The sequence below is a fragment of the Deltaproteobacteria bacterium genome (assembly GCA_021737785.1).
Taxonomy (GTDB): domain Bacteria; phylum Desulfobacterota; class DSM-4660; order Desulfatiglandales; family Desulfatiglandaceae; genus AUK324.
In genome coordinates, this window is sequence record JAIPDI010000004.1 from 72,996 (window position 1) to 91,717 (window position 18,722).

Consider the following 18,722-nt stretch of genomic DNA (forward strand, 5'->3'; position numbering starts at 1 on the left):
AGGTTGTGAGGTCCTGAGGGGTTAATCACTGTTTTCATTCGATACCCGCACGTATCAATGCCAAAAAATCCGTGAAACTCCTGGTCCGAAGCACATTGTCGGACATGCGCGGATGTTTAAAAAGTCGTGCGATTTCAGACGCGATCTCCAGTTGAACGCCTGGATGATTGCTGGGCGTAAGAATCAGAAAAAGCACATTTGCCGGCCTGTCGTCCGGTGAGTTGAAATCGATCCCGGTTTCAGAGATGCCCACCACTACCAGCGGTTCCCTCAGGCCGTCGATACGGGCGTGGGGGAGCGCCACCCCATTGCCGATACCGGTGCTGAGCGCTTCCTCACGAATGCCGACCAAGGGCCTCGGGTATAACCGACGGTGCAACCAGTGACATAAAAAATGGAATAACAATGGCGCCGATGCCCACTTTGAGACCGGTCTTCCCCTGCCGCCAAATGGTTGATAGATCGACTTCCATCCCTGCTACCAGAAGGAATAAGGCAATTGCCAGTGTCGCAATGGCGTCCAGGGCTGTGGCGTTCAATCCCTGCAAGGGGAAGAGAAACGCACTCAGCTCAGGTGCCAGTCTCCCCAGAATCGTCGGGCCAAGAAGTACTCCTGCAAGCAGTTCGCCCAACACTGCAGGCTGGTGCAACCGCTGAGCCAACTCGCCAAGAACACGGGCCACAAGAAGCAGAACTCCCAAAGAGAGGAACATGGCGGTGATGTTATGCGAGGATAGCGTTTCCATACGTTCTTTCAAAGCCTTGCCGGAGATACAGGGATTCCCGTTGCGGGAACCATCGTAACCCAATCCAGACGAAACGAGAGGCCTCTCACCACGACGATATATTTTAAGTATCTGATTTCTCGCCAAGCCTTCGGTAAAGCGTCCTTCGACCGATGCCTAAAATGGCGGCGGCCCGGCGCTTGTTACCATCGACCTTTCTTAGAACATGCCGGATATAGTGCTGCTCTACATCGGCGAGTGATGGAAGTCTGTTATGCGTTTCCACCGGGCCGTACATCTCAGACGATGGTTCATCCATCTCCGGATGATAATTTCTGATTCTGGTTGGCAAGTGCTCCGGATGGATACAGGTTCCAGTGGCAAAGGTTACCGCACGTTCCACTGCGTTCGAAAGCTCGCGCACATTGCCCGGAAAAGGATACCGCACAATCAGATCCAAGGCCTTGCTGGAAATTTCCTTGACCTTCTTGTTGAGGGCCAGGGTGAACTGCTGCATGAATCTACTCGCAAGGAGTTCGACATCGTCGCCCCGTTCCCTGAGCGGCGGAACCCTTACGGTAAAGGTCTCTAAGCGGAAAAAGAGGTCCTCCCGGAAACGGCCCTGGCGGACCTCCTCCTCGAGGTCCCTGTGGGTGGCTGCCAGAACGCGGACATCAACCTGGTATTCGCGATTTTCACCCACTCGTCTGATTTTTCCATCCTGAAGAATGCGGAGGAGCTTTGCCTGAAGGAAAAGAGGCATTTCCGAAATCTCGTCCAAGAGTAAAGAACCTCCCTGAGCCTCCGCAAAAAGGCCTTGGCGGCCTTTTTGGGCGCCTGTGAATGAACCCGCCGCATGACCGAAGAATTCGCTTTCCACCAGGTGCTCCGGTATGCCGGCGCAGTTGACAGGCAGAAAGGGACCATTTGCGCGTGAGCTCTCGTTATGAATGGCCTTTGTTACCAGCTCTTTTCCTGATCCGCTCTCCCCCAGGATCAGGACAGGCCCCTGGGAATCGGCTACCTGGCGTATCTGCTCAAACAAGAGGCGCATGCATGTGCTTTTGCCATACATTCCGTGGAAGCTATCCGGTGGAAGAACGTCTTTCATCCGATTGACCACTTCCCTGAGACGTTTTCTCTCCAGTATTCTTTTCACGGACAACATAAAGTGCTCCAGATCAAGCGGTTTGGTCAGAAAGTCTTCGGCGCCTGCTTTCAAGGCTTCCACGGCCTTTGAAATCGTGCCGAAAGCCGTGATGATCAGGAATCCGGGCAGGGAATCAGATGCCTGGCCTTGAACTTTATTTAGAAAGCTCAGTCCGTCCATTCCCGGCAGCCTCAAATCGCAAACCACGACGTCGGGCCGCCAGTGTTCCATAACCCTTTCCCCTTCCTCGGCTGTCGAAGTCCAGCGTGCTTCGAGACCGGAGTCCTGTACCTCATCCAGAAGAAGGGTCCCAAGGGCTTCGTCATCCTCCACAATCAATACCAGTTCCTTTTCTGACTTGCCTTCGGGCATGGATTTCCCTTTCATCTATCCGTTTTCAGCCAATCTCGCAGGGAGCATGAACCGAAAACAGGCGCCCCCCATCCGACTGTCATTCACCTCCACACGTCCCCCATGTTCTTCGGCCACCGCATGCACTACGGACAGGCCCAATCCCGTTCCTTCGCCCACCTGCTTGGTAGTATAAAAAGGTTCAAAAATCTCGGAGCGTATGTCGACGGGCACCCCCGGACCATTGTCTTCCACGCAAAATAGGATCCACTCTTCTCCCTGCTGCCAGGAAAGGCGGATGTCGCCCCTCTGGGCGCACTGGATTGCGTTGCGAAGGAGATTGATGAGTGCCTGCTCAACGCGCATGGGGTCCACCATTATCGGCGTAGTGTCCTTGGGACCACTCAACTTCAGTGTTGCGCGGTTTGCTTCGGTTTCTTCCGCTACGGCAGCCGCTGCAGATGCAGCCAGGCGGGACGGAAGGGCCGCAGAGTACCGGATGGGGCTGCTGCGGGTGAAATCCAGCAACTGTCTTATGATGTGTTCCATCCGGAAAACCTGTTTGCGGATGGTCTTCAGGGTTTGCCGGTGTTCGGGGATAAGTTTCTGGTCCCTAAGGGATCTCTGGGCCTTTCCATTGATGACGCTCAAGGGGCTGCCCAGTTCATGGGCTGTTCCCGCGGCGAATCTGCCCAGGGCAGCCAGCTTTTCGGATTGGCGCAGTTCCTTTTGTAATTTGTCCTGGGTTCTGCGGTGCTCGGCCAGCTCTTGTTCGGCCTGCTGGATGCTGTTGAGCATATGGTTGAAACTCGCCCCGAGGTCCACGATCTCTTTTGGCCCCCCATACTCGAATCTATGCTCGCGTTCCCCCTGCGCAACCCTGGACATGATGGAAGCAAGCCGGCGCAGTTGCAGCCCAAGGGCCCGGTGATGTCCATAAAGGACCACGCCGGAGAGTATAAGCAAGAGCAAGACCAGACTCAATGCCCCTTTTATCCTGATAGACCGCAGGTGCTCGCCGAAATCCGCGCCCTTTCGCGTCAGCTGCAACAGCCCGTTGATCTGACCTCCCGTATCGGTCAAAGGCACAAAGTATGAATATACCTCTCGTCCTGCAATACGGCCGTATTCGCCTCGCCGCTTTCCGTCTGCGGCTAATTCGGTCAATCGCTCGGGTTTAGGATCCGGGTCGTCTAAGCCGAGCGTCGCGATTTCGGCCCCTTCTTTATCATAGACATAAGCGCTGTATACCCGCTTGATGGAGAAGGCCGACTCCAAGGCCAGCATCATGCTTCCCACCCTATCTTTTTCAAGGGCGTAACTCAGGGGAAGCTGAATCGCTCGTGCCACAAGCTCCAGGTCATTCTGCATTCGAGTCTCGACCTCTTTCTCAAAAGAGTTTAAGGCCAGATATCCGCTGAGACCGAAAGCGCCGATCAACGGGGTTACAACATAGATCAGCATGGATGATCGTAAACTAAGGGTCGGTGAAAAAATTTTGAACCGACTCATGATACCTCCTTTGACACACTAAAATAACACATGTGCCATTATTATACATTAACCCCTGGCACTGGGCAAGGTTCATTGAATAGCAGCAAACATCTACTGATAACGGTTAGTTATCCCAAAAAATGAAACAGGGGGGCCGGCCCGGTACGCTACATGCAGATACATAAAGATCAAGATTCAGGCCCGACAATCCAGCAACTGGCATTGCTGTGATCCTCGCTTACAGGGGCCTAATCCGGGTTTGGAGCCAAACAGAAAGGAGGAGATCATGGGACCTATACAGAAGGTTGGAAGGTGTATCCTGGTTGCGGCCGGTCTTGGGCTTGCCATAGGTCTTAGCAGCTGCTCCCAGGGGGTCAGCGGCGATGAGGCCAAGGAACTGCAGAGCCAGGTGAAGGAAGTGCGGGAGCAACTAATGGCATTGGACGTTCGGCTCGCCAATATGGATACCCCCAAGGACAACGAAATTCAGGGTGTGCGCCAGGAACTGGCATCGGTAGATAGATCGCTTACCGAGATCGAGGAGGTTTTGGAACCACCTGAGCCGCCTCAACCTCAGCCTCAGCCGCAGGCCCCACAACCGGGCGGCGGTCGGGCTTTCTGACCGATGACCGTGAAGATATGGATTCGAATCGGTATGTACCAGGTGGATTCGGATCGGTTTTTAAACCTCAACCAATGAGAAAGGAGTTATTTGAATGTTGAACAAGTTTGGTTTTATCATTACGGCAGGCATTGTGTGTGCGCTTGTGTGGGCGGTACCGACAGCGGCGCAGCAGGAGTCGCAGCAGGGCTACCAGGGACAACAGGGCGCTGTCCCGCCGAAGGTAGAGGTCAATGATGCAGAATTGGATAAAGCTGCTGCAGCATATGTGCAAATCGCAAAGATCCAGAAAGACTTCCAGGAATCTCTGCAGGCAGCCCCTGACCCCGATCAAAGAAAGGGCCTGCAACAAAAGGCCAACCAGAAGATGATTCAGGCGGTTGAAGGAGAAGGCATTGCCGTTGACGAGTACAGCCAGATCATAACGGCTGTCCAGTCTGATGACAACTTGAGAGAGAAGTTCATGGCTAAGCTTCAGGCGCTGCAAAGATAGCGCGGCTGTCAACCTGCCGCGACAGCAGCGGCTGAATCCCCCTGACCGACGGGATAAAGAACAACTCACAGCGTGCCCCATGGTCAGGGGGATTTTTCGGTTGGCAGACGTCATAGGCCAGGATCAGGTTGGGAAAGATGGACCGGTAGCGCTGGAGTTGTTCGGAGGACTCAATAAGATCCAGAGTCTCACTCTGCATGTATTCGTCTCCTTCCTTTGAGGGATGTTCAATTTCGTGCTTGACGTAGGATATTAGCGTAGGCATATTAGGGGGAAAATATATTCAATGAGGAGCATACTATGAGGACCACAATCAACATACAGGATGCGCTTATGGAGGAACTCCTCGCCCGGTCAAAGGCCGAGACCAAGACTCAGGCGGTGCAAGTGGCCATCACGGATTACCTCAAGAGGAAAGCCGCTGATGATCTTATCGCCCTCTCCGGCAATATCCACATCGATTCGGATTGGGAAGCGGACGAGGAAAGGGAACTGAATGAATACCGGGATCATAGCTGATACCTGCATATGGATCGAGTTTTTCCGCAAGCCGGACGCTGCGCTCACGGTGCACCTCAAACGCCTTATCAGGGAAGAGCAGGTGGTCATGACGGGCATGGTTCTGGCTGAGATACTGCAGGGGATCAAGTCGCAAAAAGAGGCGGGGCTGGTAAGGGACCATTTGCAGAAACTCCCCTATTTGGAGACGACTCGGAAAATATGGGAAAACGCCGGCCAAATATCGGCTTCTCTGCGCGCCCGGGGGATCACCATTCCGCTGTCCGATCTCATCATTGCGGCCACCGCCATGTCGCACGGCTGCGAGGTCTTTACGGTTGATCCTCATTTTGATCAGGTGAAGGAACTGAAACGGCATTATGCGGAATGACAGGAGGGATGGGACGGAATCTCTTGTTCGAGGCAGACCAGCTCAAGGCCTTCAAAAGCGCCAAATAATACCTTGCGAATTCCACACTGGAATCGAAACGGAAGGTCTCAGAGAATTTCGAAATCGAGTGATCGGTCCGACAGCCAAGACCATGGGGGCAGGTTGAAATTTGCGGGAAAGAGATGGTCGAAAAGATTGTGAAGCTGAGCGGCAACAGCGGCCGGGTCTATCTGCCGCTGCTCTGGGTCGGATGCCGTGTGAAAATCGTACGACTGGATTGATATGCTATACGGCCATGCTGTTCCAATGCCCCCGGTTCAGGGGAGTGAAGCCCTTTTGTCGGGCAATGATGTCGAGATGGAGGAGTTCAAAGGGGATGAGATCGCTTGGTGGTTTCTCGATCAGTTCGGAGGTATCCAGGCACGTGAGGTATTTGTTACATTTGTGGCATACGTAGACCTTTTCATGGGGCGTTTCCTTGGCGGCCAGATATTCCAGGGAATCGGCATCTTCGGTGCCGCAATAGGGACAGTGTATCCTGCGCAGCCGCCACTCGTAACTGCACAGGGCGCAGTGGAGCCATCGCTGACTCCCATGGGCCATCAGGAATTCCTGCTCCGCTTCGCCCTTCTTGAGAAAACTTGTGTCCGGATAGGCCCCGCAGATGGGGCAGTATCCCCTGTCCCAGGCAATCCCTTCTACATGCCGGGCCAGGCCGTGGGCCAGCCATTGAAGATAGGGCTTGAATACCTGCTTCAGTTCGATCCGGAGCACGTCCGGTTCAAGGCCCACTTCTTCTGCCAGTTTTCTTAGAGGCGCGTCCTCATTTCGGAGCAACATCCTCAGCCAGGCAGCCGGGGCCTTGGAATCCTCGACCACACTGGAAAACAACTTGGCGCCATCCGCTTTGAGGGGCGGAAAGGCTGTGCCCACGGCAGTCAGCATTTTCTTGACCCCGGCCGTTAGGCCGGGAACCCTCTCCTGGAATTCCACATCGAAGAGCAATGGGACCCCAGCCGAAAGCCGGGTCGGATCCGGGCGCACTATGCTCGGGGCCGACAGGGCCGCCAGTTCGGTCCTGAGTTCGGCCCCGGTCATCATGATCCCCATGAAGGCATCCAGGATCTCTTTCAAAACGGGCTTACGTTCCGCCATCGTCTGAATCTGAGTGGCGAGAGAGACTACGATATCGCTGTGGGGTGTTGCACTTTCCATAAATTTCCTCTGCACATATATAGGCTTTGTGAATCTCGATGTGTGATTGGCAATGAACAACCGCTTGTAAATGCGTGACGTATTGCCCGGAACCCAAAAAATTCATGTCCCGCTTCATTCGGATAAATGTGTTTCACTGATGAGCATCGCACTTGCCGACCTATTGCTTTGCCTCAATCACTGACCTCAGTTCATTTGCCGCATCCAGTGTCCCCTGGATGATCTGCGGCATCCTCTCCTTCGACATGGAATCCGTGAATCCGACAACCCATACGAGGAGGGGGAGGCCCCTGTGCAGGCCCAGGTATATGGCGAGGGCCTTCACGCCGGCCAGGTATTCTTCGTTATCCAAGGCAAATCCGTCCTGGCGCACCCTTGCCAGTTCTTTGATATACGCCGTTTCATCCACAATAGAGGCGGAGGTGTATTTTCGAAGCCCCTTTTCTTGAATGACGGCCAGGGCCTGTGTTTCGCTCAGGGATGCCAGATAGGCCTTCCCGACCGCCCCCGCAAGAAGAGGGATGGTGTCCCCGGGCGAGGAAGAGATGGTCAGCGTTTTTGAGGCCCTGGCCGCAGCCAGAATGATCCCCCTCGAATCACTCAGCACGCCAAGGAAGACCGTCTCGTTGATACGATTTCGAAGCCGTTCCAGGATCGGCCTGACTTCAGTGGACATGGCAAAGTAGTTTCGACTCTTGAAGGCCAAATCCATGATGGAGGGGCCGAGAAAGAACTTCTTTCGAAGGGGGGTCTGGTCCAGCGCGCCGACTGCAACAAGGGCCTGAATCAATCCGTGAGTGGTACTCTTGCTGAATCCGAGGTCCTGGGATATTTCGGCCAGACAAAGCCCGTCCTCAGCCGAGGCGACCCTTTGAAGCAGCTGAAACGCCTTTTGAACCGCGGGGGCCCGATAGCCTGTGCCATTTTCGGTTCGCGAGTGACGAGGAGCGATTTCAGGCCCCATTTTTCTTCTTTTTGAGCGCCATATAAACCCGTTCGGGGGTCAGGGGGAGTTCCCAGATGCGCACACCCGTTGCATTGTAAACCGCATTCAGGATCGCAGGGATGGTCGGCATGATCGCCCCTTCCCCCACCTCTTTGGCCCCGAAAGGCCCGTTTGGCTCATTGCTCTCCACAATGATGGCGTCTATGGGGGGCATGTCCAGGGCAGTCGGGATCTTGTACTCGCCCAGATTGGCATTCAGGATGCGTCCCCTGTCGTCGAATTTGACCTCCTCGAACATGGCCTCCCCCAGTCCCATGGAAAGGGAGCCCTCCATCTGTGCCTCCACCGAGGTCCGGTTAATGGCAAAGCCGCAGTCATGGGCATCGGTCATCCTGTCCACGGTGACCTTCCCTGTCTCCATGTCCACACTGACCTGCACCACCTGGGCCGAGCATCCGTATGCGGGCGAGGTGCCGACCGCGGCCCCCTTGAATTTCCCGCCGAGTTCTCCGGGCCTGTATTTGCCCGTCCCCACAATGGTCCCTTTCGCCAGGTAGGCGATTCGTGCGGCCTCCCTGAAGGTAAGGTCGTCACCGGCCGGCTGATCCTTCCAGCCCCGGTGCTCCTTGATATACCGGGTCCTGATCGGTTCAAAATCAGGCGTCCCCCTTTTGAACACAATCCGCCCCTTTTTGATGTCCATCTCCTCTTTCGGAACATCGAGGGCACCGGAGAGGACCTCCAGGACCTGCGCCTTGACACTCTCCGCCGCCATCTTGGTGGCATGACCGGTCATCAGGGTCTGCCTGCTGGAGTATGCCCCCAGATCCACCCCGAACTCGGTGTCCCCGGAGGATATGGAGACATGATCCAGGGGAACCCCTAACGCCTCTGCCGCGATCATGGCCATGGTGGTATCGGACCCCTGTCCGATCTCTGCGGAGCCGGTATATACATGGACGGTCCCTCCGTCTTCGCTGAGTTTGACGGTGACCGTGGAGTGATAGGTATCGGATCGATAGATCGGGTACCCTGCGCCCGAAACAAAAAACCCGCAGGCCATGCCGATCCCTTTTCCTTTGGGGATTTTTCCCCGTTTTTCATGCCACCCTGACCCGTCCCGCACCGCCTCGATGCATTCCTTCATGCCGAGGCTGCTCATGTTGAGATCGTTGCAGGTGACATCCCCTGCGGACATCATATTCTTGAGCCGCAGTTCAATAGGATCCATGCCCAGTTCTTCGGCAATCACATCCAGCTGCTGTTCCCAGGCCGCCCGGGCCGCCACCCCGCCGTGGCCGCGTTGGGCCCCGCAGGCCGGTCTGTTGGTATAGACCCGGTAGCCGTCATACTTCATATTGGGGAGTTTGTACGGTCCGCCGAGGAGGGAGCCTGCGTAGTAGACCGTTGCAATGCCGAAACTCGCATAGGCGCCGCCCTCCAGATAGCACTCATTTTTGAGGGCCATCAGGGTCCCGTCCTTTTTCACGCCCGTGGTCAGGATATGGATAAACTGGTGGCGGCCCCTGGAAAAGAGAAATACCTGGTCCCGGTCATAGTTCATCTTGACCGGCTTTCCGGTCTTCATGGAGAGGAGACATGCGGCCAATTCCATCGGGTTTGCGGCGGCCTTGGGACCGAACCCGCCCCCTACATAGGGTTTGATCACCCGCACCTTGCCCACGGGGAGGCCCATTACCATGGCCACGGTGCGCTGCACGTAGTGGGGAACCTGCGTGGAGGTATGCAGGGTTAAATAGCCCAGATGGTTGTAATCCGCCACACACCCGTTGGGCTCCAGGAAGGCACCGTCCTGGCGTTTGTTCTTGAAGGTATCGGTCCGGATCAGGTCGCACTCCTTAAAGGCAGCCTCAACATCTCCAAACTCCTGGTGGACCTCGGCGCACAAGTTCCGTGGGTAATCCTCATGGATCACCGGGGCCCCTTCCGCCATGGCCTCTTCGGGGGTGAATACGGCCGGCAGTTCTGCATAATCCACCTTTATCAGGGAGACCGCCTTCAGGGCGGTCTCCAGGTCCACTGCGGCCACCGCGGCGATCTCGTCCCCCACATAACGCACTTTTTCTTTGCAGAACATGGTTTCATCGTATCGCGCCGGGCTGACCCCGTATCGGATTGAACCGGCATCCTCTGCCGTCACCACCGATTTGACCCCCGGAAGCCGCTTCGCCTCTGAGATATCGATGTTGAGGATTTTGGCATGGGGGAGAGGGCTCTGAAGAAGCGCGCCGAACAGCATCCCCGGCATGCGCAGGTCATCGATGTATTTGGCCCGTCCTGTGGCCTTGTCCGGGGCATCCAGTCTGGGCGCCCGGGTATTGATCACGTCATACTCAGTCATGTTACATCTCCTCTTGTGCTCGTTGTTCGGTCAGGATATGGGTCCCCGGTCCTTGACGCTCGCTATCGCCTCCACGATTTTCTGGTAGCCGGTGCACCGGCAGAGGTTTCCTGATATGGCCGATCGAATCTCTTTTTCGTCGGCATCCGGATTTTGATCGAGAAGGCTTTTGGCGGAGAGAATCATGCCGGAGGTGCAAAAACCGCACTGAACCGCGCCTTTCTCCACAAAAGACTGCTGAATAGGATGAAGCCCCTGATCCGTTTCCAGGCCTTCGATAGTCAAGATGGTTTTGCCGTCGGCCTGGACCGCCAGGACCAGGCAGGAATTAACGGTTTTTCCGTCCAATATCACCGTGCAGGTGCCGCATTCTCCCACCTCGCATCCCTTCTTGGTGCCGGTCAGCCCGATCTCTTCCCGGATGACATCCGCCAGGGTCCGGTTAGGTTCCACCGCTATTTCGTAGATTTTGTCATTAACGTTCAGACGTATGAGCCTTTTCATAGTGATCTCCTCCATTAGCGGGACCCTGCCCGTTTAAGCGCCATATTCAATGCCCTTCGGGTCAGCACGGCCACCATGTCGCGCCGGTATTCGGCCGATCCTCTGAAGTCATCAATCGGTTGCGCATCTCCGGCGGCAGCCTCTCCTGCCCGGGCAAAGAGCGGTTCAGAGGGCATTTGGCCTCCAAGGACGTCTTCTGCGGACTGAGACCGGATCGGGGTGGGTCCCACGGATCCGAGGATAACGCGGGCCTTACTGATGGGGCCGTCAGAGCCATCCAAGGAAATAAACGCAGCCACATTCACCAAGGAAATTTCAAAGGTTTGTCTGAGGCCCAGCTTGACATAGCTGTCGCCGTAATGCCCCTGGGGCGCCTCGATGACAATTCTTGTCAGAATTTCATCGGGGTCCATGACGGTCTTGCCCGGTGCCTTGAAAAAATCGTTCAGATCAACGGATCGTTCCCCGGAGGTCTTCATCAACACCGCCCTGGCTCCATAGGCCATCAGGGGCGGGGGGAGGTCCGCAGCAGGTCTCGCCGAGACCACGTTTCCGGATATGGTGGCAAGGTTCCGGATCAATGGCGAGCCGAGGACCCTCGCCCCTTGGGCAAGGGCGGCGAACTTCTTTTCAACGGCATCGGAACCGGCAATCTCGGCGGCGGTCACACAGGCGCCGATTTCCAGAAGGCCGTTTTCCCGGACAATGCCCTTTAAATCGTCGATCTTTGCAAGCGAGACCACATGGTCCGGCCGAATCAGGTTCTTCTTCATATTGACGATCAGGTCTGTTCCCCCTGCGATGGGGCGGGCCTTCTCCCTCAACCGGCCCATGATCTCGCAGGCCTCGGACACGGTAGTCGGCTCATGAAACTCAAAATGGGGTAATAGCACTTTCTTCTCCTGCAGTTAGTGTTAATATCCGGAATGCCGCTTCTTAATCGATTGCGGGTCCGTGGCCATCTTGCCTGGAAAACCTGTCTGCATATCCCTCAGTTGGAGGGCTTGCTGGAATTCATTGCCCAGCTTACAGAATATGCTGGTATCAAACCGGCAGAGTTTCGACTCGAGGAGTTTCTTGTCGGCATCCCCTGCGTGCTGCATCCATTGATGAAAATCAAGACCCCTTGGGAAATAGGCCGAGGCAAGAAATCCGGTGAGATCTGCTATCTTCCTCGTACGGTCCATGACGGAATCCAGGTATTGAAGTGAAACGATCCCTGAATCTCGCAATCTGTCGTAGAGGTGCGGCAATAAAGGTCTTTTCTCAATTTCGATGATGGTCGCATCCCTGAACCAGGCGATAACGCCCTCTCGTGTGTCTGCAACATCGGCAAATTGTTCTGTCAGACCCATGTGCCGTTCTTTTACCACAGGCCCCGGAAGCCCTCGGATATGGACCAGTATTAGCCTCGGATTGAACAGGAGATCGCCCACCCCCTGCACCTCATTCTGATCCGCATAGTTGCCCGCACACAGCAGACCCAGCTCGTTGATGCGGGCAAGGGTCAGCCCGTAGGCCGCATCCGCATCGTGCTCGCACCCGATCTCCTCAAGTTCGTTCAGCCGCTCTTCCAAAAGGGGCTCGTTGAACCTGCTCAGATGTGCGTCCTTATCCAATAGGGCATTCAGCTTCACCAGACGCCGCACATATTCCCTGGCAGGCCTTCCATCTAAAAACCGGGTATCCGGTAAGCGGCTATAGAAATTCTCTACCACAACCATCTGTCATCTCCCTCCAACTCCAATAGGGATGCCCCGGATCACCGTCTGACGCCCACCATTCTTTTCTGTTGACCCGGCTTCTTGCGGCGGTGTCAGGTTGTCGCAGGTGCCAAGCTACAGAGTTATGAATTGGCGGAATAAATTGTCAATATGACACTTGTTAAGTATTCATAAATATCTAATATAAACCTATACTAACTAAAAAGCCATATTTCGGATATGATATATGCAAAAATAAAAATGCCTGTCAAGCAAAAAATCATCGCCATGGATTAGGGCGTTAACTTTGGGTCGAGCTGGCCAGGACAAACGGAATCCGATGCCTGGTATGGCAGCCGGCATAACACGCCAGCATCCTCAAGAGCATTTTTGCCACGCCGGGAATCATTCTGGCTGGCATTCGAACGAAAACCGGTAAATTAATGAGTCCGATATTGATTAGGCGGGTTTAATAAAACTAAATTTAGATATTTTTTTGCGTTACTTTTTTCTTTTAATAGGCAGCCCTGTCTTATGTTTGGATCTCCATTGTTTGGGTGAATGGTCTTGTCTTAGAGGATGATCACCCCGGAAAGGTCAAAATCCGGGAGGTCCCCATGGCCTTGATATTTGTAGAAGGGCCATGCTCTCAATAATGGAAGTTCTTTTTAGAGATTAATTGTTATTAATAGTAGTTATTAGGCTTAGACAATTTTTATTTCTAAATACATTGACAACATATGATGCTAGGTCCTAACATGCGCCTCCAAAAAAAGGCGCTCCACAAAAGGAACCCGCATCATGGACAAACGGCTTTCCTGAGTCCTCAGTTCCATAAAGGTGTTTGATTTTTGAAAGGACCGATTTTTATAAAACGCAACATGGAGGTCTGGTTATGAAAAAATGTTTCTGGTGTTACGTGTTGATCCTGATTTTTTTGTCGGGAAGTGTTTGCCCAGTTGCCTTTGCCGGGGAGGAAGAATTAACCACATACGTGGCAGCCGGCTTGAAAAAACCGATGGATGTGGTCATCGAGAATTTTCGAAAGGAAAATGAAAACATCAAGGTGGTAGCCAATTATGCCTCTTCGGGGTCGCTTTATGCCCAGATCAGAGAGGGACAACCCTGCGACCTCTATTTCAGCGCCGACTGGCTGTATATCGAAAAGATCAAAAAGGATCGGAAACTGGCCGAGGGAATGAAGTTCTTAAAGGACCATGAAGTCCTGATCGTTTCCAAGACAGGAGAAGGAAAGGTCAAATCCGTCAAGGATTTGACCAGAAAGGGCGTTGTCCTGGTCATTGCCGACCCCCAGGCTCCGAATGGGGCCTATGCGGAGAGGGCCTTGAAAAACCTGGGCATCTGGGAAGAGATCAATGCCGCGGGCATTTTGAAGGCGCGGCCTTCCACCGTACACCAGGTGGCCATCATGGTGAAGGAAGACCAGGCGGACGCGGCCATCATTTTCCAGAGCGTGGCAAAGGGCCATAAACTCAAAATCGTGGAAATGATCTCCCTGGATCTCACCGGTGAGATCATTTTCGCCGCGGCCATCATCAAGGGCGGGAATCAAAAACTGGCAAAGGAGTTTTACGATTTTGCCCGCCGCCATATAGCGGTGTTTACCCAATACGGATGGCAACCGTATGAATAAATTGAATAAAAATATCGTTGCGGTGCTTTTCACGCCGCTGTTTTTATTGCTGATCGTTTACCCCCTGATCGCCCTTCTGGCGCGCCTGGAATGGACAGGCACCCTGAAGACTTTTGCGGACAGCTATTTCTGGTTAAGCGTTCGGAACACCCTTTGTGCCGGCCTGCTGGCCGCCCTTCTAAGTCTGGTCCTGGCCGTCGGCTTTGGCTATTGCTATCTATTTTTAAGGCACACCCTGATCTACAAGGTGGCCAACTTGATGAATGACCTGCCCATTGCCCTCCCCCATACAGTAGCCGGTCTGACCCTTCTGATAGCCTTCGGCAGGAAGAACTTCGGTTTTATCGGAGAGACCGGCCTGGCATTCACCCTGGTGGCGGTGGTGCTGGCCATGTTTTTTGTATCCTATCCGCTGGCGGCCCGGACCGTGGCCTCCGGAATGGACAAAATGGAAACGGAAATGATCGATGTCGCAAGAACTCTGGGAGATACACCGGTCAAGGCCTACTTTCGGGTGGTCCTCCCCACGCTGGGGGAGGCATTGTTTTCCGGCTTTGTGCTGGCCTTTTCCCGTTCCTTAAGCGAATTCGCCGCTGTTGTCATGTTCGGGGGGAACTTGCCGGGAAGCACCCAGGTGCTCGCCTCCTATGTCTTTACCAAAGTGGAGGAAGGGGAACTGGAAATGGCGGTCACGGCCAGCGCCTTTTGTATCTTTCTTTCTCTATTGATTGTGGCGGCCCTGAGCCTGAGGAGGAGGGTGTGGCATGCTAAAGGTTGAAAGGGTTGACAAGAGCTTCCCCCCCCGACAGGTGCTCCGGGGAGTCTCCCTGACTGTGGATTCTGAAATCAGGGTGATCATCGGCCTGAATGGCGGTGGCAAGTCTACATTGTTGAAGATCATAGCAGGGATCTGGGAGGCCGACTCCGGCAATGTCTATATCGACGGCAAAGATGTGACGGACTTAAGCCCGGAAGACCGGGAAATCGGATACGTGCCTCAGCATCCGGCCCTTTTCAGGCATTTGACCGTGAAGGAAAACATCTATTATGCCCTCAGAAACGGCCGCGGGGCAGTCGAAGAGGGAGACCGATTGACAAGGATGTTGGGTCTGGGAGAGGTCCTGGACAAGAAGCCCGGCGTTCTGAGCGGGGGCTATCAGAGCCGGGTCTCCTTGGCCAGGGCCCTGGCCTCCCGGCCGAAGGTCATGCTTTTTGACGAGCCCCTGAGCGACCTGGATCTGGCGATCAAGGAACATCTGCTGCCCGAATTCAAAATGGTGCTGAAGGCACTGGGGATGCCGGTTTTATATGTCACTCACGATCCGAGGGAAGCCGGCCTGGTGGGGGACAGTTTTTCGGCCCTGGTACAGGGAGAAATTAAGGAGATTCATTCCGCGGATGAGGCCTTCGATTTGATCAAAGCCGATTATGTTTCCGGCTGACCGCCGCACGGTGTGGGTAGAGGCGATGGCCCAGGTGAAACGAGGGCAAGGGGAACAACTGAAAATCCAAAATTCTAATGATTATCCAATAAAGGAGGATCAGATCATGTTTCATGCGGGAAGTCTGTCTGTTCCATTTGCCCCTATGGAAAAGGCCTTGGAGGCGAAGTATCCGAACCTTGACCTCCCGCGTGAGCCGAGCGGAAGCCAGAAGACTGCTCGAAATGCGCGTAATCTGGAGATGGGATTAATGGAAAAGAGGGAGCTGTTGTCAAGAGTTCCAAGTAGAAGGTCTCGGTTCCGAACCAAACAGAAAAATGGAGGAAACGGTATGAGTGAAAATGAAAGAGACGGCCTTAACCGAAGGGATTTTCTAAAAAGGACGGGGGCGTTCACCATGGCCACCGGATCGGTTGCGGCCCTGGGGGGCGTTACGCTTGCGCGTGCCGCCACGGAGACCGATGAGGAGGCGATCAATCGGTATTGGGAAAAAAAGCAGAAGGAGCATGAGGCCGAGGAGGCAGCGGTCCGGAAGCAGTATAAGGCATTCGGTCCACCGCAGAAATTCATCTACCGTGGGTCTGACTGGACTGACGACAAGGCGACGTTCTATGCGCCGCTTCAGGAGGAATGTCCGTACCTTCCGGAGTTTCAGTCCATCTTCACCGAAGGAACGGCAGGTCAGTACTTCAAGTATACTCTCAAATTCGGAATGAAAGACATCATCCGCTTTCACGGCCATTCCTGTGAAGCCTTGTATTACACGCCGGCCATCCTTCGTCTGATCATTGACAAGATGTTTCCTGACGGCGTTGTGGATCGAACCCTATTGCGGGGTATAGCCGGGCAATCTCCGTGAATTGCCGATGCGATCGCCTATGTTACAGGCGGCAGGTTCCAGTTTGGAACCTTGAATATCGATCCCAATTTAGGTCATTCAGTCGTGCTGCAGAGGATCGACACCGAGGAAACATGGATGGGGGCGTGGAAGGACGGCATTCAATCATGGAATGCCATAAAGGTCTTCGGCACGCCCAACAAGGCAAATCCCTCGCCCTACAAGAGATGGTCGGCCTGGAAGCATGAGCCGGACACGCCGGAAGTGCAACTGAAGGACTGCAAGATTCAGTGGAAATACGATAAACCTGAGTTGCTTCAACGACTGAGAGATATTAAGGATAACCTGAAGTATCTTCCCAAAGGACAGAAGCCCACCATCGATCCCAATCAGATCCGGGAGGAATTCACCTGGCTTCAGTATCGACATCTTCGCGAGGTCTTTAAACACCCCATAGCGGAGAGTTTTCAGATCAAGCGGGTGCCCGGTTATAAATGGGAATATCCCCATTGTGAACCCATGTGGGTCCCCCGGCTGGATCAGAAGGCCAAGTGGGCGCCATTTATGGACCACCCGGAACAGCTCGTGGATTAATGCCTGAAGCGGATAACCGCAACCAAAACGGCTGTGTGCTGTCCCGTCATTTCGGCCTAACCCTAGCCGGAATCAGTCCGTCGTATTTCTGGACTCCGGCTGGAATCGTGCCGGAATGACGGAAGGCTGAGCGTGCAGTGGAAGGATGGCCATATTTTCTTTTTTTTGTGACAGAAAACCTGGCCATAAGGCCTGATGAATGAATGCTCCTGTCCCTATTTATTGTTTCGGGGACAGGAGCAAGACCACACCATCCACCCCATTGACCTGCAACGGGGGAATATCAGATCTGAAGGAGATCTATATCATGAGGTATACAAGAATCCTTTTCGTCATTTTTGTGGTCGCCCTATGTTGGCCCGTAATCGTCAGCGGCGAGGCAAGGGCAGACGCCATATCGGATACTCTCACGGGGATACGTCTGGGCCCCGGCGAGCTGGATCTGGGAGGCAGTCTTCGGTATCGTTATGAATATCAAAATAATTTCAGCGTCCAGAAATACGGCACGAATCAAACCGATAATGTCTTGCTGATGCGGACGAGGATCAATGTAGGCTACCGGCTGCCTCAAAAGGCACGATTTTTTGTGCAATTCCAGGATGCGCGATTCGCCCTCTCTGATCTGAAAAAAGATAATTTTGGTCCCAACTGCCCTTATTGGAATGAGCTGGATTTGCGCCAGGCATTCTTTGAATGGAGAGAAATCGGAAACTCCCCTTTAGGCTTCAAGGTCGGAAGACAGGCGATCCAATATGGCGATAACCGGATATTCGGTCCTGGGGGCTGGGGTAATGTGGGCCGCTACACCTGGGATGGGGGGAAGATCCTGGTGCAGACCCCGGCGGTGGACGTGGATATCTTTACCGCACAGCGGATACTTTATCAAAAAGATGAATTCGATGACGACCACTTTCCCTATAAGGTTTATGCTGCGTACGGCCAGATCAAATCGATCCCCAAAAACAAGTTGGATCTCTTCTACGTGGTCAAGTGGGACTCCGACGAAACCACTAAAGGGAAGACGGGGGTCGGGGAACTCCTCGTACAAACCGTCGGATTTTATGGGAAAGGAAAATGGAACCGATTCGATTATGCTTCCACCTTTGCCTATCAGTTTGGGGATTACGGCAAGGACAACATCAACGCCTTCGGCCTCAATGCAGAGGTCGGATATACGCCTATTGATTTCTGGACCCCGCGGTTTGCCGTTTCTCTGAGTTATGCCTCCGGAGACAAGGATCCAAACGACGGGACTTACGGGACCTTTGACGGGGTGTTTGGGGCCATCGACATGTATTATGGCCGGATGAACCTCTTTTCCTGGATGAACCTGATGGACATCCAGGTCGGCGTGAGCGTAAAGCCGGTGGAGAAGATGAAAATATCCCTGGACTACCACAACTTCAGCCTGGCACAGAAAAAAGACGCCTGGTATTACTGTACAGGGAAAAAGATGCGCTGGGATCCCACCGGCGCGTCCGGGTCCGACCTGGGCAATGAAATCGATCTCGTCTGGCAGTATCAGATCCATCCCCGCATCGGCCTTATGGCCGGGTGCGCCGCATTTTTTCCGGGGGATTTTGTCGAGGCGACCGGCAGCGACGATAATGCCTATTGGGCCTTTGGCCAGATTATGATTAAAATCTAGGGCTTTGATACGGCGTCGGTGCATCTTGGGGCTCAGGAGGGGGATAATCCGTTACTCATCAAAAATTTGACAAAAGGGGTGTCTGGGGCTAT

22 protein-coding genes are annotated in these 18,722 nt (G+C 54.0%); 11 read left to right on the forward strand and 11 right to left on the reverse strand.

The features are described 5' to 3' along the window. Positions 1–34: 34 nt before the first annotated feature. The 4 genes from K9N21_03570 to K9N21_03585 all read right to left on the reverse strand — a co-directional run bounded on the left by K9N21_03570 (position 35) and on the right by K9N21_03585 (position 3,738). Positions 35–352, reverse strand: coding sequence for a PTS sugar transporter subunit IIA (locus tag K9N21_03570; GenBank protein MCF8142979.1), 318 nt, complete (start codon positions 350–352; stop codon positions 35–37). Next, positions 336–746: a cation:proton antiporter gene (locus tag K9N21_03575; protein MCF8142980.1), complete on the reverse strand. Its 411-nt coding sequence runs from the start codon at positions 744–746 to the stop codon at positions 336–338. Before K9N21_03575 ends, K9N21_03570 begins: the two co-directional genes overlap by 17 nt. Before the next feature lie 103 nt (positions 747–849). Next, complete coding sequence (locus K9N21_03580; GenBank protein ID MCF8142981.1) at positions 850–2,247, reverse strand: sigma-54 dependent transcriptional regulator; 1,398 nt, start codon at positions 2,245–2,247, stop codon at positions 850–852. 15 nt (positions 2,248–2,262) lie between these two features. Beyond that, positions 2,263–3,738, reverse strand: coding sequence for a HAMP domain-containing protein (locus tag K9N21_03585; protein ID MCF8142982.1), 1,476 nt, complete (start codon positions 3,736–3,738; stop codon positions 2,263–2,265). Between the two features lie 268 nt (positions 3,739–4,006). Between K9N21_03585 and K9N21_03590 the strand changes: the two genes are divergently transcribed. Both K9N21_03590 and K9N21_03595 read left to right on the forward strand, forming a co-directional pair. Further along, positions 4,007–4,342: a hypothetical protein gene (locus K9N21_03590; protein MCF8142983.1), complete on the forward strand. Its 336-nt coding sequence runs from the start codon at positions 4,007–4,009 to the stop codon at positions 4,340–4,342. A gap of 94 nt (positions 4,343–4,436) precedes the next feature. After that, positions 4,437–4,835 carry a DUF4168 domain-containing protein gene (locus K9N21_03595; protein MCF8142984.1) on the forward strand — a complete coding sequence of 133 codons (399 nt, stop codon included), beginning with the start codon at positions 4,437–4,439 and terminating at the stop codon, positions 4,833–4,835. On the opposite strand, the gene K9N21_03600 is transcribed toward K9N21_03595, so the two are convergent. Then, entirely contained in the window at positions 4,810–5,034 is a 225-nt protein-coding gene (locus K9N21_03600) for a hypothetical protein (protein ID MCF8142985.1), read from the reverse strand. The genes K9N21_03595 and K9N21_03600 overlap by 26 nt on opposite strands. A 101-nt stretch (positions 5,035–5,135) precedes the next feature. Here K9N21_03600 and K9N21_03605 point away from each other — a divergent pair, with 101 nt between their 5' ends. The 3 genes from K9N21_03605 to K9N21_03615 all read left to right on the forward strand — a co-directional run bounded on the left by K9N21_03605 (position 5,136) and on the right by K9N21_03615 (position 6,005). Beyond that, positions 5,136–5,354 (forward strand): type II toxin-antitoxin system VapB family antitoxin, encoded by a 219-nt coding sequence (locus K9N21_03605; GenBank protein ID MCF8142986.1) that lies wholly within the window; start codon positions 5,136–5,138, stop codon positions 5,352–5,354. Further along, positions 5,332–5,724 carry a PIN domain-containing protein gene (locus K9N21_03610; GenBank protein MCF8142987.1) on the forward strand — a complete coding sequence of 131 codons (393 nt, stop codon included), beginning with the start codon at positions 5,332–5,334 and terminating at the stop codon, positions 5,722–5,724. The genes K9N21_03605 and K9N21_03610 overlap by 23 nt, the downstream gene beginning before the upstream one ends. A gap of 182 nt (positions 5,725–5,906) precedes the next feature. Next, on the forward strand, positions 5,907–6,005 hold the full coding sequence (locus tag K9N21_03615; protein MCF8142988.1) for a DUF2080 family transposase-associated protein: 99 nt from the start codon (positions 5,907–5,909) through the stop codon (positions 6,003–6,005). Between the two features lie 4 nt (positions 6,006–6,009). On the opposite strand, the gene K9N21_03620 is transcribed toward K9N21_03615, so the two are convergent. The 6 genes from K9N21_03620 to K9N21_03645 form a co-directional block, all read right to left on the reverse strand. Then, positions 6,010–6,939, reverse strand: coding sequence for a formate dehydrogenase accessory protein FdhE (locus K9N21_03620; GenBank protein MCF8142989.1), 930 nt, complete (start codon positions 6,937–6,939; stop codon positions 6,010–6,012). Between the two features lie 160 nt (positions 6,940–7,099). Further along, positions 7,100–7,903 (reverse strand): IclR family transcriptional regulator, encoded by an 804-nt coding sequence (locus K9N21_03625; protein ID MCF8142990.1) that lies wholly within the window; start codon positions 7,901–7,903, stop codon positions 7,100–7,102. Then, on the reverse strand, positions 7,893–10,247 hold the full coding sequence (locus tag K9N21_03630; protein ID MCF8142991.1) for a molybdopterin-dependent oxidoreductase: 2,355 nt from the start codon (positions 10,245–10,247) through the stop codon (positions 7,893–7,895). The genes K9N21_03625 and K9N21_03630 overlap by 11 nt, the downstream gene beginning before the upstream one ends. Positions 10,248–10,277: 30 nt before the next feature. Then, entirely contained in the window at positions 10,278–10,751 is a 474-nt protein-coding gene (locus K9N21_03635; protein ID MCF8142992.1) for a (2Fe-2S)-binding protein, read from the reverse strand. A gap of 14 nt (positions 10,752–10,765) precedes the next feature. Further along, positions 10,766–11,644: a xanthine dehydrogenase family protein subunit M gene (locus K9N21_03640; protein MCF8142993.1), complete on the reverse strand. Its 879-nt coding sequence runs from the start codon at positions 11,642–11,644 to the stop codon at positions 10,766–10,768. A gap of 21 nt (positions 11,645–11,665) precedes the next feature. Then, positions 11,666–12,475, reverse strand: coding sequence for a hypothetical protein (locus tag K9N21_03645; protein MCF8142994.1), 810 nt, complete (start codon positions 12,473–12,475; stop codon positions 11,666–11,668). Between the two features lie 874 nt (positions 12,476–13,349). On the opposite strand from K9N21_03645, the gene modA reads away from it, so the two are divergent. From modA to K9N21_03675, 6 genes are all read left to right on the forward strand, one after another. After that, entirely contained in the window at positions 13,350–14,108 is a 759-nt protein-coding gene (modA, locus tag K9N21_03650) for a molybdate ABC transporter substrate-binding protein (GenBank protein ID MCF8142995.1), read from the forward strand. After that, positions 14,101–14,886 carry an ABC transporter permease gene (locus K9N21_03655; GenBank protein ID MCF8142996.1) on the forward strand — a complete coding sequence of 262 codons (786 nt, stop codon included), beginning with the start codon at positions 14,101–14,103 and terminating at the stop codon, positions 14,884–14,886. Before modA ends, K9N21_03655 begins: the two co-directional genes overlap by 8 nt. Then, positions 14,873–15,550: an ABC transporter ATP-binding protein gene (locus tag K9N21_03660; GenBank protein MCF8142997.1), complete on the forward strand. Its 678-nt coding sequence runs from the start codon at positions 14,873–14,875 to the stop codon at positions 15,548–15,550. The genes K9N21_03655 and K9N21_03660 overlap by 14 nt, the downstream gene beginning before the upstream one ends. Positions 15,551–15,881: 331 nt before the next feature. After that, positions 15,882–16,409: a hypothetical protein gene (locus K9N21_03665; GenBank protein ID MCF8142998.1), complete on the forward strand. Its 528-nt coding sequence runs from the start codon at positions 15,882–15,884 to the stop codon at positions 16,407–16,409. Between the two features lie 117 nt (positions 16,410–16,526). Further along, positions 16,527–16,982 carry a hypothetical protein gene (locus K9N21_03670; GenBank protein ID MCF8142999.1) on the forward strand — a complete coding sequence of 152 codons (456 nt, stop codon included), beginning with the start codon at positions 16,527–16,529 and terminating at the stop codon, positions 16,980–16,982. 307 nt (positions 16,983–17,289) lie between these two features. Next, positions 17,290–18,630, forward strand: a complete 1,341-nt coding sequence (locus K9N21_03675; GenBank protein MCF8143000.1) for an alginate export family protein — start codon at positions 17,290–17,292, stop codon at positions 18,628–18,630. The last annotated feature ends 92 nt before the right edge of the window (positions 18,631–18,722 follow it).